The 14746-nt window shown below is 68.1% G+C and carries 11 protein-coding genes; 5 read left to right on the top strand and 6 right to left on the bottom strand.

Annotation, left to right across the window (positions count from 1 at the left end):
- Positions 1 to 10: 10 nt before the first annotated feature.
- The 4 genes from ACY34H_RS09825 to ACY34H_RS09810 all read right to left on the bottom strand — a co-directional run bounded on the left by ACY34H_RS09825 (position 11) and on the right by ACY34H_RS09810 (position 3444).
- Positions 11 to 1009: a porin gene (locus ACY34H_RS09825; RefSeq protein WP_464977317.1), complete on the bottom strand. Its 999-nt coding sequence runs from the start codon at positions 1007 to 1009 to the stop codon at positions 11 to 13.
- Positions 1010 to 1033: 24 nt separating this feature from the next.
- Entirely contained in the window at positions 1034 to 2320 is a 1287-nt protein-coding gene (locus ACY34H_RS09820) for a dicarboxylate/amino acid:cation symporter (protein WP_464977316.1), read from the bottom strand.
- Positions 2321 to 2547: 227 nt separating this feature from the next.
- Positions 2548 to 3099, bottom strand: a complete 552-nt coding sequence (locus ACY34H_RS09815) for a YdeI/OmpD-associated family protein (protein WP_464977315.1) — start codon at positions 3097 to 3099, stop codon at positions 2548 to 2550.
- 135 nt (positions 3100 to 3234) lie between these two features.
- Positions 3235 to 3444, bottom strand: coding sequence for a hypothetical protein (locus ACY34H_RS09810; protein WP_464977314.1), 210 nt, complete (start codon positions 3442 to 3444; stop codon positions 3235 to 3237).
- Positions 3445 to 3498: 54 nt separating this feature from the next.
- On the opposite strand from ACY34H_RS09810, the gene ACY34H_RS09805 reads away from it, so the two are divergent.
- Both ACY34H_RS09805 and ACY34H_RS09800 read left to right on the top strand, forming a co-directional pair.
- Positions 3499 to 4704: a hypothetical protein gene (locus ACY34H_RS09805; protein ID WP_464977313.1), complete on the top strand. Its 1206-nt coding sequence runs from the start codon at positions 3499 to 3501 to the stop codon at positions 4702 to 4704.
- Positions 4705 to 4936: 232 nt separating this feature from the next.
- Positions 4937 to 7099 carry a phosphocholine-specific phospholipase C gene (locus ACY34H_RS09800; protein ID WP_464977312.1) on the top strand — a complete coding sequence of 721 codons (2163 nt, stop codon included), beginning with the start codon at positions 4937 to 4939 and terminating at the stop codon, positions 7097 to 7099.
- Between the two features lie 60 nt (positions 7100 to 7159).
- Here the strand turns inward: ACY34H_RS09800 and ACY34H_RS09795 are convergent, their stop codons facing one another.
- Positions 7160 to 8020 (bottom strand): alpha/beta fold hydrolase, encoded by an 861-nt coding sequence (locus ACY34H_RS09795; RefSeq protein ID WP_464977311.1) that lies wholly within the window; start codon positions 8018 to 8020, stop codon positions 7160 to 7162.
- Between the two features lie 129 nt (positions 8021 to 8149).
- On the opposite strand from ACY34H_RS09795, the gene ACY34H_RS09790 reads away from it, so the two are divergent.
- A complete protein-coding gene (locus ACY34H_RS09790) occupies positions 8150 to 9001 on the top strand; it encodes a LysR substrate-binding domain-containing protein (protein ID WP_464977310.1) in 852 nt (283 codons plus the stop codon).
- A gap of 85 nt (positions 9002 to 9086) precedes the next feature.
- Here the strand turns inward: ACY34H_RS09790 and ACY34H_RS09785 are convergent, their stop codons facing one another.
- Positions 9087 to 11774: a PGAP1-like alpha/beta domain-containing protein gene (locus tag ACY34H_RS09785; RefSeq protein ID WP_464977309.1), complete on the bottom strand. Its 2688-nt coding sequence runs from the start codon at positions 11772 to 11774 to the stop codon at positions 9087 to 9089.
- A gap of 343 nt (positions 11775 to 12117) precedes the next feature.
- Here ACY34H_RS09785 and ACY34H_RS09780 point away from each other — a divergent pair, with 343 nt between their 5' ends.
- Positions 12118 to 13854 (top strand): HAD family acid phosphatase, encoded by a 1737-nt coding sequence (locus tag ACY34H_RS09780; protein WP_464977308.1) that lies wholly within the window; start codon positions 12118 to 12120, stop codon positions 13852 to 13854.
- A 270-nt stretch (positions 13855 to 14124) separates the two neighbouring features.
- Positions 14125 to 14721 (top strand): PEP-CTERM sorting domain-containing protein, encoded by a 597-nt coding sequence (locus tag ACY34H_RS09775; RefSeq protein ID WP_464977307.1) that lies wholly within the window; start codon positions 14125 to 14127, stop codon positions 14719 to 14721.
- Positions 14722 to 14746 lie beyond the last annotated feature (25 nt).

Below are 14746 nucleotides of genomic sequence, written 5' to 3'. Positions count from 1 at the left end.
TCCCGTACCGTCAGAACACGTGCCTGAAACCGAGATTGAAGGCGGCGTTGCCGCTGCCGTCGTCGGTGGCATTGCCGACCCGGAACGCGGCGCCGCGATCGTTGTCGATATGGCCGTAGGCCGCATACACGTCGCTGCGGCGCGACAGCGCGTACAGGTAGGCGGCGCCGGCCTGCAGCGCGTCGCGCCGGGCCGCGGTGCGGTCGTCATGCCGGATCACCGAGAAGATCACGCGGTGCGGGCCGGCCGTGTAGCCCACGCCGAGCAGGGCGTCGCGGCTTCTGTCGCCGCCGAGGCCGCGGGCACGCACCAGGGCCGCGTGCGCGGTGACGGCGCCCGCCGTGTAGCGCGCCGCAAGCAGCGAATTGCCGGTGTGGTCCGGCAGCAGCGCGTCCTCGCGCCGATGGTGGGCCAGCGAGACGGCCAGCGGTCCGCGCGAGTAGCCCAGCGCAGCGCTGATGACGCGCTTGCGGCTGCCGTTGACGGCCGCCTGGTCCGCCACCTCGCCCGCGCCGTACGCCACGTCGGCCTGCCAGCCGGCCACCCGGGGCGTGGCATACGCCACCGAGTTGTCGATGCGCCGGTAGCCCGCGATGATGTTCATCGCCTGCCCGGCCAGGCCATCGCAGAAGGGATCGGCCACGTCGCGCAGTACCTTGTAGTACGGCGACAGCTGGCGGCCCGCGCTGATGCTGCCGAATGCGCCGGACAGGCCGACCCAGGCCTGGCGGCCGAACAGCACGCCGCCCTGGCCGGATGTGCCGGTATCGATGTTGATGCCGCTTTCCAGCACGAAGTTGGCGGCCAGCCCGCCGCCCAGGTCTTCGCTGCCCTTGACGCCCAGGCGGGAGCCGGAAGCGACGCCGCCGGTGATGCCGGTGCGCGTGCCTGCCGGTCCGCCGTATTCGGCCACCAGGCCGGCGTCCATCACGCCGTAGACCTTGACCTGCGATTGGCAGTGCGCGGCGGCGCAGGCCAGTGCCAGCGCGGCGGTGACTGCATGTTTCATGGGGTCTCCCTGTTATTGTGTGATTCAAGCGGCGTGGACGTGGCCGTGCCGGTCGGCGTTTTCCGCCTGTCCCGGCGTGGGGTCTTCCAGCGCGCCCTCCCACTTGGCCACCACGGCGGTGGCCACCGCATTGCCCACGGCGTTCGTGGCGGAGCGGCCCATGTCGAGGAACTGGTCGACACCCATCAGCAGCAGCAGTCCCGCTTCGGGGATGTTGAACTGGGTCAGCGTCGCGGCGATCACCACCAGCGATGCGCGCGGTACGCCGGCCATGCCCTTGGAGGTCAGCATCAGCAGCAGCAGCATGGTGATCTGCGTGCCGACCGACAGGTCGATGCCGTAGGCCTGGGCGATGAACAGCACGGCGAAGGTGCAGTACATCATCGAGCCGTCCAGGTTGAACGAATAACCCATCGGCAGCACGAAGCTGGAGATGCGGCGCTGCACGCCGAACTTGTCGAGCGCCACCAGCAGCTTGGGGTACGCGGCTTCCGAACTGGCGGTGGAGAAGGCCAGCAGGAACGGCTCGCGGATCAGGCCGACGAGGCGGAACACGCGCGGCCCCAGCGCCAGGAAACCGGCGCCGATCAGCAGCAGCCACAGGCAGAACAGGCCCAGGTAGAAGCCGCCCATGAACTTGGCGAAGGTGAGCAGGATGCCCAGGCCGTTGGTGGTGACGACCGACGCCATCGCGGCGAACACGGCCAGTGGCGCCAGGTTCATGATGGTGCCGGTAATACGCAGCATCACCTGCGCCAGTTCGTCGACCACGCCCACCAGGCGCTTGCCCGATTCGCCCAGCGCGCCGAGCGCGGAACCGAAGAAGATCGAGAACACCAGCACCTGCAGGATCTCGTTGTTGGCCATCGCCTCGATCGGCGACTTGGGCACCACGTGGGAAATGAAGTCCTTCAGCGTGAAGGCCGCGGTCTTCAGGCCGGTGCTGGCATCGGCGGCGGGCAGCGGCAAGCCGAGGTTGGTGCCGAGCTGGAGCAGGTTGGACAAGCCCATGCCCAGCGCCAGCGACACCAGTGAGGCCAGCATGAACCAGCCGAACGCCTTGGCGCCGATGCGGCCGGCGGCCTTGCCGTCCGCCAGGTTGGCGATACCGATCGTCAGCGTGGAGAACACCAGCAGCGCGATGATCATCTTGATCAGGCGCAGGAAGATGTCCGTCACCAGCGAGATGTGCGAGGAAATGTCGCTCGTCACCGCCTTGTCGGGGAATACCGTGTGGCAGGCATGGCCGACCGCGATGCCGAGCAGCATCGCGAGCAGGATATACAGGGTGAGTGGGCGCTTCGTTTGCATTGCAGTCTCCGTTTTTTAGGGACCGCGGTGAGCCACCGCGGGGGTGGCTCGTAGATAGCAAGCGCCATGCCATTCTGGTTTGAATGGCTAAGTTATTGTTTCTACTTGATTAACCTGTACGGGGAGGGTGGAAATGTCCAAAAAATTGGACTGGACCGGGTGGCCCGGTCCCGGATCTTGGAGTAGTGCCGGCCCGCGGAACGCGGCCGTGACCGGGCTGCCTGCCGTCAGGACGCTTCCCGCGGCGCGCGGAATGCCTTGCTGTAGTAGCCCGACGGGTCGAAGCAGCACACGCGTTTTTTGCCGGAGGCCAGCATGTCGCACGCCCCGGCGATGCGGCTCAGGCGCGTTTTTTCCTGCCTGGCGGAGCCGATCCAGTGGATCCAGTCGATGCGGGCAATCGTCGTGGTGCTGTCCCATGCCGCCCTGGCTGGCGGCGACGCCGCGAGTGCCGCCAGCAATTCCGGCGGTACCTGGGGTTCCAGTTCGTCCGCCAGCGGCTGCAGCGCGAGCGTCACCCGGCTTCCCGCCCCGGCACCCGACCGTTCGAGCAGCGCCGCGGGGATCTTCAGCCAGTGGCTCAGCTGCCCGTCCGGCTCGAGAACGGCCTGGAACGGATGGCCATCGAGCCAGCCTTCCACGCTGGTCCGTCCGCGGCGCGGGAACCTGTCGCTTTCCGCCTTGGGCAGGATGACGAACGCCCAGGGGGCCTCGCCCTGATAGTCCGCCGGGCGCAGCAGCCGGGCTTCAAAGCATGCATCGGTGGGGATCGTGTTCATCGGGCCTCTTTCGGTGGTTGCGGGGTCGACAGTATGAACCGGATCGGGGTGCGAGTCAGGTACCCCGCAATGCTTGAGGCCGGTGGCGATACGGACACGCCGGCGGTGCATCGCGTGGTCTGTCTGCTGCTGAATTCAATCGCGACTGATCTCAATCGTGACGGTGATCCTGTTCGTCATCGGCGATAATACCGCCTCAAGGCCATCCAGGCCGGGGCGGTCGCCATGGGACCACCCTTCATCGCCCTCATGCTGCTGCTCATCGCCGGCTTCGTCAAAGCCATCGCGAAAGAGCCGCGCTGACCGCGCGTCCGGGACGGAAGTACCGTTTTCCGCGACAGCCATCGGGACATCAACTTTCGAGAGGACCGGCGCCCGCGGGCGCCGGGGAGAAACATCATGATCAGCATTCAAGTCAGGCGCGCAGGCGCCGCCGTGCTGGGCGCCGCCGTGCTGGCGGGCGGCCCGGCCCATGCGGACGAGCCGGCATCGCCGCTCACGATCGGTGGCGCGATCCGCTTCAATTACGTGCACAAGGGCTGGCAGGCGGAAAAGCCGCGCGGCTTCGTCGGCCTCGACACCGTGCGCCTGGAAGTCAAGTATGACGACGGCACGCGCATCGCCTCGGCCCAGTACCGCTACAACCGCTATCCGGAAGGGCAGGGCGGCTACTGGCAGCATTTCCTGCATCACGGCTGGGTTGGCCTGCGCTTCGCCGACCGCAGCACCGTGCGCGTCGGGCTGGACAAGGTGCCGTTCGGGCTGCTGCCGTTCGCCTCCAACAATTTCTACGAGTCGATCGCCTTCTATACCGGTTTCGAAGACAAGTACGACGCCGGCATCACCTACGCCAGCGCCCCGGGCAAGCTGGAGTGGCAGCTTGCCTTCTTCCCCCGCGACGGCGGTTCCTACGGCGGCGGCGACAACACCGCGCCGGCCTCAAACCGCTATTCCTACAACATCGTGCGCGACGACGACGAACAGGGCTACGGCACGGGCCAGCGCGACAGCGAGCGCAACACGCTGGTCGCACGCGTGGCCTGGCACGCCGATACCGCGATCAAGCAGGAATTCGGCGCCTCGCTACTGGGCGGCGACATCCGCAACGGCGCCGGCCAGGACACCCGCCGCAATGCCTTCGCCGTCCACTACCGCGCCACGCCGGGGCCGGTCACCGTGATGCTGCAGGCGATGCGCTACCGCTACAAGACCAGCCACGCGCCCACCCAGACCTATGGCGGCCTGGACGCCAACAGCTTCGTGATGGTCGGCGGCTTCGGCTATCCGTACCCGGTCGCAACGAAAGGCGACATCGTCATCGCCAACGTCAGCTACGACATCCCGGGCAGGATCGGCCCGTTCGGCGGCTTCAAGGTCTACAACGACTACAGCGCGCTGCACAAGCGGGTCGCCAGCTATGGGCCCTCGAAGCAGAACGTCACGGGGGTTTCCTTCTCGGCCGGCAAATGGTTCTTCTATGCCGACCTGATGATGGGCAAGCACCACCCGTACATTTCGCCGGACTTCGGCGGGCTGGCCTCGACAGCGGGCCAGCATGACCGGTGGGCGCGGCGGATCAACCTGCAGGCGGGCTACTACTTCTGACGCCAGGCAGGCCAGATGTTTTTCTCTCCGGGATACCGGTTCGGGTGCCTGTAGTGTTCCGGTAACAAACCGGATTTACCATGGACGATCGGCAGGGCGCACCGCAGGCGGCCCGCCGGCAGTCCTGCGGACGGACGCCGTCGCACGGCCGCAGGCGGTAACGCTGCCGCTACCGCGGGAGCGCTGGCTGCGCCAGGCCGAATGGCGCTCACCCGACAACCACGGAGGATGCATGCCCCGTCTTTCCCGCCGCCGCTTCCTGGGCGCCACGGCCGCGGCCGGCGCGCTCGGCGCGATGTCGCCGCTGCTGCGCGAGGCGCTGGCCGTGCCGGCGCGCCGTGCCACCGGCACGCTGGCCGATGTGCGCCACGTCGTCATCCTCATGCAGGAAAACCGTTCGTTCGACCATTATTTCGGCACGCTGGCCGGCGTGCGCGGCTTCGGCGACCGCATGGCGATCCCGCTGCGCGACGGCCGCACCGTCTGGCAGCAGCACAACGGCCGCCGCATCGTGATGCCGTACCGGCTCGATGCCCGGGCCGGCAATGCCCAGCCGGCGCTCGACCTGCCGCATACCTGGCCGGATGCGCAGGCCGCGTGGGACAGTGGCCGCCTGGATGCCTGGCCGCGCGCCAAGACCGACGCGTCGATGGCACATTACACGCGCGCCGAGCTGCCGATCCAGTTCGCGCTTGCCGAAGCGTTCACGCTGTGCGATGCCTATCACTGCTCGCTGCAGGGCGGCACGAACCCGAACCGGCTGTTCCTGATGACCGGCACCAACGATCCGTCCGGGCGGCACGGCGGTCCGGCGATCGACAACCGCATGGAAGGTTTCGGCGCGCCCGAACAGGCCTTCACGTGGACCACTTACCCCGAGCGGCTGGAGGCGGCCGGCGTCAGCTGGAAGGTCTACACGGACATGGCCGACAACTACGACTGCAATATGCTGACGACGTTCCGCACCTTCCGCGAGGCCCATGCCGGACGTCACGATCCTGCACGGCCGAACGCCCTGGCGGACAAGGGCGTCAGCAGCACGCTGGGCAACGCCACGCTGGACGGCCTGCGCGACGATGTCGTGAACGGCCGCCTGCCGCAGGTGAGCTGGGTAATTTCGCCGCGCCTGTATTCGGAGCATCCCGGGCCGTCGACGCCGGTGCAGGGCGGTGCCTACACGCTGCAGGTGCTGGAAGCGCTGCTGGCTGATCCCGAGGTGTGGAGCGGCACCGTGTTCCTGCAGATGTACGACGAGAACGATGCCTTCTTCGACCACGTGCCGCCGCCGGCGCCGCCGGCGCTGCTGCGCGACGGCACGCGCGCCGGCAGGTCGACCGTGGCCTTCGGCGACGAATGCCACGGCGACGGCCTGCTGTATGGCCTGGGCCCGCGTGTGCCGATGGTGGTGATGTCGCCGTGGAGCAAGGGTGGCTGGGTCAATTCGGAAGTGTTCGACCACACCTCCGTGCTGCGCTTCCTGGAACGCCGCTTCGGCGTGGCCGAACCGAACATCGGCGCGTGGCGCCGCGCCGTGTGCGGCGACCTGACGAGCTGCTTCGATTTCGCTTCGCCCGATGCCGCGACGCCGCGCCTGCCGGCATTCGGCACGGCGCAGGCCGATGCGGAACGGGCGCGCCAGCGTGCCACGCCCGCCATCGCGGTGCCGGTGGAAGGCGCGCAGGCGGCGCCCCGGCAGGAGCCGGGCACGCGGCCATCGCGCGCGCTGCCGTATCGGCTCGAGGCGCGGCTCGAGGCGCGGCTGGACGTGTCGCCGGAAGCACGGCAGGAAGCGCGGCAGGAAGCGCGGCAGGAAGCGCGGCAGGAAGCGCGGCAGGAAGCACGGCAGGAAGCGCCGGGCGAACCGGACGCCGGCGGCGTGCTGCTCACCTTCGTCAATACCGGCACGGCCGGCGCCGTGTTCCACGTCTACGACCGGTTGCGGCTCGACCAGGCGCCGCGCCGCTACACGGTGGAAGCGGGCAGGGAGCTGGCCGACCGGTGGACCGCGCCCGAAGAGGGAAGCGCGGTCGCGCGGGGTGACTATGACCTGTGGATCCTCGGCCCCAACGGCTTTCATCGCGCGCTGCGCGGCAGCGGGCCGCCGGACGTCGCCGTGCGCGCCGTGCGCGAGGGTGACCGCATCGTGCTGGAAGTCCAAAACGGCGGCACCGCGCCGCGCGATGCGACAGTGACCATGCTGGCCTATGCCGACCCGGCACCGCGCACGGTCACCGTGGCGCCGGGCGGTGCCGAACGCATCGCGCTGCCCGGCCTCTGGTACGACGCGCAGGTGGCGAGCGGCGCTGCGATATGGCGCTTCGCCGGCCGCGTCGAGACGGGGTTCGACGGCACCAGCGACCCGGCCATGGATACCGGCCAGGGGGATGGCAGGTGATGCGTATTCCGGCCCTGCCGTCCACGGCCGCCGAAGCGGCGCCAGCCAGCGCTCAGGGCATCATGCCGGCGCCGTACCGACGAAACCCTGTACCAGCCGGCTGAACGCCGCCGCATGCGTGGCAACCATGCCATGCGAGGCGCCGGCGATGGTGCGCTTCTCCGCATCCGTGCACCATTCGAGCAGCTGCGCGACATTGTCGCGGTACATGCGCGGGCTTTTCTCGCCTTCGACGAGCAGCACCTTGCAGCGCAGGCCGGCGGCGGCGGCCTGCGTATAGGCCGGCAGCGGATCGCGGAACTGCTTCGGCAGCGTGGACGCGTTATCGATCGCCATGCGCCGGAAGCCCGGTGGGCTCTTGCGCCAGGCCCCGGGCATGCTGACCGAATCGACGAACATTTCAAGCCCGGCATCGATGGCGCCAGCCTCGATCAGCTCGGCCACGTTCGCCCGAAGAGCCAGCGTTTCCGCCGGCAGCTGTGCCTCTTGCATGCCATCGACCTGCAGCGGTCCGCCCGGATCGGCCAGCGTCAGCGATTTCACCAGGTGCGGATATTCGCGCGCCAGGTGGAAGGCCACGCAGCCGCCGCGCGAATGACCGACCACGTGCACCGGCCCCATGCCCATCATGGCGATGAAGTCGGCCAGTTCCTCGACGTGGGTACGCCAGCCGAATTCGCCCGGCATGCGGTCCTGGTCGTCCGGCCAGTAGTGGCTCAGGCTGACCGACATGCAGAAGAACTGCTTCGACAGCACGCTGGCCTGGGCGTTCCAGTAGCGGTAGTCGCACAGGGAACCATGGATGAACAGCAGCGGCTCGCCATAGCCGGTCGCCACGTAGGGCACCCGGGTTCCGGATGGCAGCGTGGCGAAGTACACCTCGGGGACGGCAAGTTTCGACAGGTCGGTTCGTGCGTTCATGGTCAAGCTCCTTTGACGCCACTATGCATCACGCACATGATCAAGAAAATCGCATAATATTGAAGGTGACTATCAGCTTTTCTGATGCGGACTCGACTAACCATCGACTATTGAAAGCAATGCATTGCAATGAAAGCACTCGACCTCGATGTCCTGACGATGATCGTCGCCGTGGCCGATACCGGCAATATCAGCCGCGCGGCGGAAGTCGTGCATCGCTCGCAGTCCGCGGTCAGCATGCAGATCAAGACGCTCGAAGCGGCGCTCGGCAAGGCGCTGTTCGTGCGCAAGCCGCGCAGCGTCACGCCCACGCAGGACGGCGAAGTGCTGCTGACCTATGCGCGGCGCATGCTGGCGCTGCGCGAGGAAGCGTGGGCCGCCGTGGTGCGGCCCGACATCACCGGCCGCGTCGTCATCGGCGTGCCGGACGACTATGCCTCGTCGCTGCTGCCGGCGATCCTGAAGAAGTTTTCCGCCACGTATCCGAAGGTGGAGATCCAGGTGGTCGGCCTGCCCAGCGTGGCGCTGGCGCCGATGGTGAAGGACGGCTCGGTCGACCTGGTCTGCGCGACGCGGGTCAAGGGCCTGTCGGGGGAATTCATCCGTTTCGAACCAATGGTCTGGGCGGCCTCGCCCGGGGCGAACGAGATCTGGCGCGAGAGGCCGCTGCCGATCGCGGTGTTCCTGCCCGGCAGCGTCGCCCGGGAAAACGCCATCCGCAGCCTGGAGCGGGCGAAGATCACGTATCGGACCTCGTTTGAAAGCCCCAGCCTGATGGGGCTGCTCAGCATGGTCGAAGCCGGGCTGGCGGTGGCGCCGCTGGCGCAGTGCGCGGTGCCCCGGCACCTGAGCCTGCTCGGCCAGGCGCAGGGCCTGCCGGAGATCGACGCGCTGGAAGTCATCCTGGCACGCAGTGCCAAATCGCGGCGGCCGCCATGCGACTTCCTGGCCGAGCGCATCATGGCGGAGCTGCGGCGCTGAGCATGGCGGCCCTCGTTCCGCCGGTCCCGGAACCGGGGAACGAGGGCATGCCGGCATCCCTGGCCGGGCTGCCGGAGCGCTGTCGCTACAACGCCGCCAGCCTCACCGCCGCGGCGGCACCGGGCAGTTCATGCCACGTGCCGGTACTCCAGTCGAGCCGGCATGGTGCGAAGCCGCCCGGGCGGGCCCGGTCACTGAGAACCCAAACGGTACCGTCCCCGGCGGCGGCGACCTGCCGCGCCTTGACGCCCGGGTAGTCCTGGTGGGTGCCATCCTGGCGGTACAGCCGTACGTCGCCATGGCTGTCGACCGTCATCGCGCCGCCGTTCGGCAGCACGGCAACGGCCACCGCCGCGGCGGGCGCCGGCAGGGTATGCCAGACATGGTCGAAGGAAGTCCCCACGTACCAGGACAGGGCATATCCGCCTGCCCGTTCCTCGCCGCCGGCGATCCACACCGTGGCGAGCCGGTTGAACGAGAAGGCCCGCGCCGTGTGACCCGTCGCATAAGGCGTGGCGGTGCCGTCCCTCTTCACCAGGTACATGGCGCCGCCGGCATCGCCGACCAGAGCGCCGTCGATGTTCGGCCGGCCGGCCAGGTGCACTGCCGCTACCGGGCTGGCGACATCGTGCCAGGCGTTCTCGCCGCGGGCCCGCCAGGAGAGCGTCTTGCCGTCCCTGCTCAGCACCCACAACGTCGCATCGGGATTGAGACCCACGTCCAGCGCCCCGTGTGCCGTTTCAACCAGTTCGCCATCGGGCAGGGAAAATACCTTTCCTTCGTCGTTGACGGCAAACAGCGTCTTGCCCTGCAGGGTGGCGCCGATCCAGCCGGCCAGGCCGGCATCGATGTCGATGTGCTGCAGGTTCCTGAACAGGGGGAACGTATAGCTGTCGAGCCACGTGCCGCCGCGCTTCGGGCTGTCGTACAGCGCGTAGACGCTGGTGCGCAGCGCGGCATTGTCGTAGGGGTCCAGGTCGTCCATGCCCAGCGCGCTGATGACGGGAATGAAGCACGTTGCGCCGATCTTGACGGTGGCGTTTTCGCCGGCGTCCTTCAGTGCCTGGGCAATGCCGTCATAGGCGGGCGACAGGCCGCCCGGCGCCGACTCCTGGCTGGGCAGCAGTCCGCCGGCGGCGTAGAAATACTGCCAGCGGGTCTCCTTGTACGCCATCCGTGCCAGCAGGCGCCGGTCGTCCTCGGCGCCGCCCGGCGCCGTATAGAGATCGGCGCCCGCGCACGCCTGCGACCAGTACAGCGCCTGCGCGCCGTCCATGTCGGGGTTGGCGAATCCGAACGCGCTGCCATCGGCCACGGCATGCTTCGCCGGCTGCTTCGGATACCATCCGGCCGCCTTCAGCTGCGCGTTGAACGCCGCGCGTTTCGGGCCGGCGCTGCACGTCTTGTTGTCCGGTGTAAGCCAGAGCAGCAGCAACTGCTGCGATGCGCTGCTCTGCAACAGGTCCTGCACCTTTTTCACGTTGCTGTTGTAGGGTGCCAGGTAATTGGCGAAGATCTGGGCCGATACCGGGACGAAGGCGCCATTGTGCGGGGAATCGATGGAAAAGTACTTCGACGTATGGTGCGGCAGCTTGTTCGCTTCCATGTACGCCAGCGCATAGCGCGCCACGACACCGCCCATGCTGGCGCCGCCGACGATCAGCGAAGGCGTTTTCCCGTGCGCCGTCATCTCCTGCGCGCATTGCCCGATCGCGTCGATGACCACCCCCGCGTTGGCGTCCATGTAGAAGGTGCCCTGCTTGAAGCCGATGATCACGAGATCCTTGCCGCCCGCAAGCAGGTCGGATGCAAGGTTTTGCTGGTTCAGCTTTTCCCAGAGGAAGTCGAGCGAATAGCCGCCCGGGAAACCTTCGGCGACCAGCACCGGTGCCGTCAGCGACGCGTTCCCCGTGCCATAGAAGACGAACGCCTGGCCGGTCGGCGTGACGCCGTCTCTCGGCGGCAGCGTGGATTTCAGCGACAGCGTCCGGTTCGGCGTCGGTGCCGCGACAGCGCCGACCTCGAGTTCGAACGACGCGAGCATCGTCCGCCCGTCCGCCAGCGCGCGAATCCAGACCTGGCGGCGGCCCTCCGTCGCATAGACCGTTGCCAGCTCGGCGTCGAGCGCGCTCTTGCGCCAGCCCTGGCCGTCGTCCAGGTCGACCTCGAATGCCGCCGGCGGCGTGCCGGTACTCCACAGGAAGCAGTCCGACGCAAGCTTGAAGCGCACCGCCAGGCCGTAGTGTTTCGGCGTCACGGGCGCGAAGCCGAGGAATTCCTGCTTCAGCAGCGGCGCGGCCAGGAAGGCCTGCCGGTGCTCGACCGCCTCGTGCAGCTGCTCTGGCGTCGGCGCTCCGGCCGGCACGTCGAACGGCACGCCATCCTTTGCATGCCGCACCACCGCGGCGACGTAGCGGCGCCGCGCGGTCGTGTAGCGCTGCTCGACCAGCGCGATCGGCACCACGCCACCTTCCCGGTGCCTGGCCGCATGGGCCTCCAGTGCTTCGAGGGCCGGCAGCGCGCGCGCCGACGGCAGCACGCCCCGGACCAGCTCGTCGTAGAGGTCGCCGAACAGTTGCTGCCGGAGCGGCGGCGCGGCGTCGGAACCATCGAATTTGGCGATGGCATAAGGCTGCAAGGGGGACCAGTGGAAGATTCCCGTCGGCGCCACCCGTTCGTCGACCTTCTGCAGCAACTGCTGGCTCAGTTCCGCCAGCCGTGCGGTGGTCTCGTCAGGGCCTGTCGTGGATGTGATCTGGATGTCGGTGTTCATCGAAGCTCCTCTCGCGTTATGGATAGACCGGAACATCAGCAAAACCGCGCGCCTCGCCGTGGGGCGAAGGCGGGATCAGGTTGTCACAACGCCATCGTGGAAATCTCTCCAATTCTCATTCCGGCAAAATAAGCCTGGAAACCGCACACATCCTTGGGGGGGCGCATCCGCATCCGCATCCGCGGCGGCGAGACGGCGTGCCGGCAAGGCAGGGCCGGGGGCGTTGGCACGCAACAACAAGGCGCTGGCTTGTTGTTGCAACAACATGCTAGATTGAAATCCCTTCCGGCGCGGTGCCATGCCGCGTGCGCCGACCTCGACCCTCTCACCCTGGAGAGCCGCAATGCCACTCGTCCCGCTGAACCCGGCCCGCCTCGCAATCGCCTTCTTCGCATGCCTGCTGCTGGCACCTGCGGGCGCGGACACTATCCCCGCCCAGCAGCGCCAGCTCATCAACAGCACGCTGTGGCAGCAGCACGCGGCCGAATATGCGCTGATCAGCCGCGGCACCTTCGCGGCAGCCACTGCGGCGCTGGATGCCGCGCTGGAGGCGCCCGGCTCGGCGGCGCTCGAACAGCCCGACGGCGGCGCGGGGAAGAAGCCGGCGGTCATCGTCGACATCGACGAGACGATGCTCGACAATTCGCCCTACCAGGCTTGGCTGGCCCGGCGCGGCGTTCCCTTCTCCCCCGCCACGTGGGACGAATGGATCGCATTGAAACAGGCCCGGCCCGTGCCGGGCGCACTCGAATTTGCCAGGGCCGTCGATGGCCGCAAGGTCGCGCTCTTCTACGTCAGCAACCGGGAATGCCAGGTGGCGGAGAAGTGCCCGAACCGCACCCACACGATGGCGAACATGGAGGAATTCCCCGGCTCGGGAGACGAAAGCCGGTTCCTGTTCAGGGTCCCCGGCGATCCGCGCCGCGACAAGGTCACGCGCCGCAAGAAGATCGCCGAGAACTATCGCATCGTCATGCTGGTCGGCGACGACATGCGCGACTTCCTGCCGGAGGAAGATGTCGGCCATCTCGCCGATGAAGCATCGGCTATCGCCGTGCGGGCGCGCAGGGAGGTCGGCAAGCGCTGGTTCGTGCTGCCCAACGCGATGTACGGCGGCTGGCTCGACCGGCTGGGCAGGTCGGCCGACGCGCAGTTCGCCCACCTGCGGGCCGCGCCGCTGTCCGCCGCCGATTCGCCCGTGCTGGCAAGCTGGAACCTTGCCTGGCTGCTGACGCCGGCAACCTATGACGAACTGTTGCCCGCCTGCCGCAAGGGCGGGCAGATCCGCAGCGACGAACGCGCCATTCCGTGCACGCCCGGCCGGGATCCGATCCCGCAACGCCAGGCGGCCGATTTCGATGCGCTGGCCGCTGTCGCCGGCCAGCTGCATGCGGACGTGGTCGCGCTGCAGGAGGTCGACGGACCGGAAGCGGCGGCGCTGGTGTTCCGGCAGGGCTGGAAGGTGGACTGCTTCGTGTCGCGCGCCCATGTCCAGAAGGTCGGCTTTGCCATCCGCGAGGGCATTCCCTATCAGTGCAATCCCGAGTTCGCCGCGCTCGACGTCGACGGCGCGTCGCGTGCCGGCGCCGACCTGACGCTGTATCCGGGCACGCCGCAAGCGGTGCGCCTGCTGGGCGTGCACCTGAAAAGCGGCTGCGTCGACGGTTCGCTGAAGACCAGCACCAGCGAACCCTGCAAGTCGCTGCGCCGCCAGGTTCCCGTGGTGGAGCAGTGGGTCGATGCGCGCGCCGCGGAAGGCGGGCGCTTCGCCGTGCTGGGCGACTTCAATCGCGCCCTCGACCAGGATGCAAAGTACAGCGCCGGCCCGGACGAAGCGGCACCGGCATCGGTGTTCCGCGCCCTCAGCGACGGCAAGCCGGCCGGCGCCGTGCTGCGGCGCGCCACGGAGCGATCCTGCTTCGATGGCGATCCCCACGATGGTCCGCCGATCGACAATATCCTGGTCAGCCAGTCGCTGGCCGCGGGCCGCACCCTCGACGGCACGCACCTGCGCTACGACAAGGCGCTGGCGGGCCGCATCCTGTCCGATCACTGCCCGATCCTGCTGCGCCTTCAGTAGAACCGTCGCCCGCGCGGTAGCGTCCTGGCAACACGCCAGCCGGTTCATAGTTGCCAAACCGGCCTGACCAATCTAGAATGGGCCTGACCGGATGTACTGTCTTTTTGGTAACCTCCGGCAGTCGCACCGCAGCATTGACCGTCTTCGAGCAAGGCCTGGTTTGACACGCGTCCCGGCCGCCCCCGAAGCGGCGCGGGACACGCGAGGTGTCCCACGGCGACCGCTCCCCGCGGCGCTTCCGACATCACAATAACCAGATCGGAGACACGTTTGAACACCCAAGACCTTTTCAAGGCCCTGGCGCTTGCCGCCATGGGCACCGCCCTCAGTGCAAGTCCCGCACACGCGTCCGTCCTGCCGCTGCAGACCGCCATCGTCACGGCCACCTACAACGGCGCAGCCGCCGGCATGCTCGGTCTCGACCACGATTTCGCCAGCGAACCGGGCTCGAACACCACTGCGCTCGATCCCACCGGTGCGGGCGTCGAATTCCTGACCGCCGATTTCCTGTTCGGGATCGATATTTCGGCCGATGGCGGCCTGACGGTAATCGCCAACAGCGCGATTCCCACCGGCGCCTACAGCATGCGCTTCGACTTCGGCACCAGTCTGGCCGCGCCGATCGATGCCTTCACCTTCGCCGGCGCGGATGGCGCCAGTGGCGTACCGGGCCTGTCGATCGTCGATGCGCACACCATCGCGCTCGACCTCGGCGGCGTCGAATGGAACGAGTTCGGCTCGATCACGGCGCAAATCGGTGTCGCCGCGGCGGTGCCCGAGCCGGCCAGCTACGCGCTGCTGATCGCCGGGCTGGGCTGCATGGCCGCCGTTCAGCGCGTGCGAAGGGGCCGCCAGCCCGGCCGCTGATCGGCACACCGGAAGGGCGCCTTGC

This window comes from Pseudoduganella sp. jia 9 (assembly GCF_055502615.1).
The sequence above is the reverse complement of the archived record's forward strand: the minus strand, read 5'-3'. Positions and strand labels throughout refer to the sequence as shown.

Excerpts from the sequence above, each read along its gene's own strand:
- ACY34H_RS09805 (WP_464977313.1), top strand. The coding sequence starts at position 3,499 with ATGATCAGCATTCAAGTCAGGCGCGCAGGCGCCGCCGTGCTGGGCGCC.
- ACY34H_RS09795 (WP_464977311.1), bottom strand. The coding sequence starts at position 8,020 with ATGAACGCACGAACCGACCTGTCGAAACTTGCCGTCCCCGAGGTGTAC.
- ACY34H_RS09785 (WP_464977309.1), bottom strand. The coding sequence starts at position 11,774 with ATGAACACCGACATCCAGATCACATCCACGACAGGCCCTGACGAGACC.
- ACY34H_RS09820 (WP_464977316.1), bottom strand. The coding sequence starts at position 2,320 with ATGCAAACGAAGCGCCCACTCACCCTGTATATCCTGCTCGCGATGCTG.
- ACY34H_RS09780 (WP_464977308.1), top strand. The coding sequence starts at position 12,118 with ATGCCACTCGTCCCGCTGAACCCGGCCCGCCTCGCAATCGCCTTCTTC.
- ACY34H_RS09815 (WP_464977315.1), bottom strand. The coding sequence starts at position 3,099 with ATGAACACGATCCCCACCGATGCATGCTTTGAAGCCCGGCTGCTGCGC.
- ACY34H_RS09810 (WP_464977314.1), bottom strand. The coding sequence starts at position 3,444 with ATGGCTGTCGCGGAAAACGGTACTTCCGTCCCGGACGCGCGGTCAGCG.
- ACY34H_RS09800 (WP_464977312.1), top strand. The coding sequence starts at position 4,937 with ATGCCCCGTCTTTCCCGCCGCCGCTTCCTGGGCGCCACGGCCGCGGCC.
- ACY34H_RS09825 (WP_464977317.1), bottom strand. The coding sequence starts at position 1,009 with ATGAAACATGCAGTCACCGCCGCGCTGGCACTGGCCTGCGCCGCCGCG.
- ACY34H_RS09790 (WP_464977310.1), top strand. The coding sequence starts at position 8,150 with ATGAAAGCACTCGACCTCGATGTCCTGACGATGATCGTCGCCGTGGCC.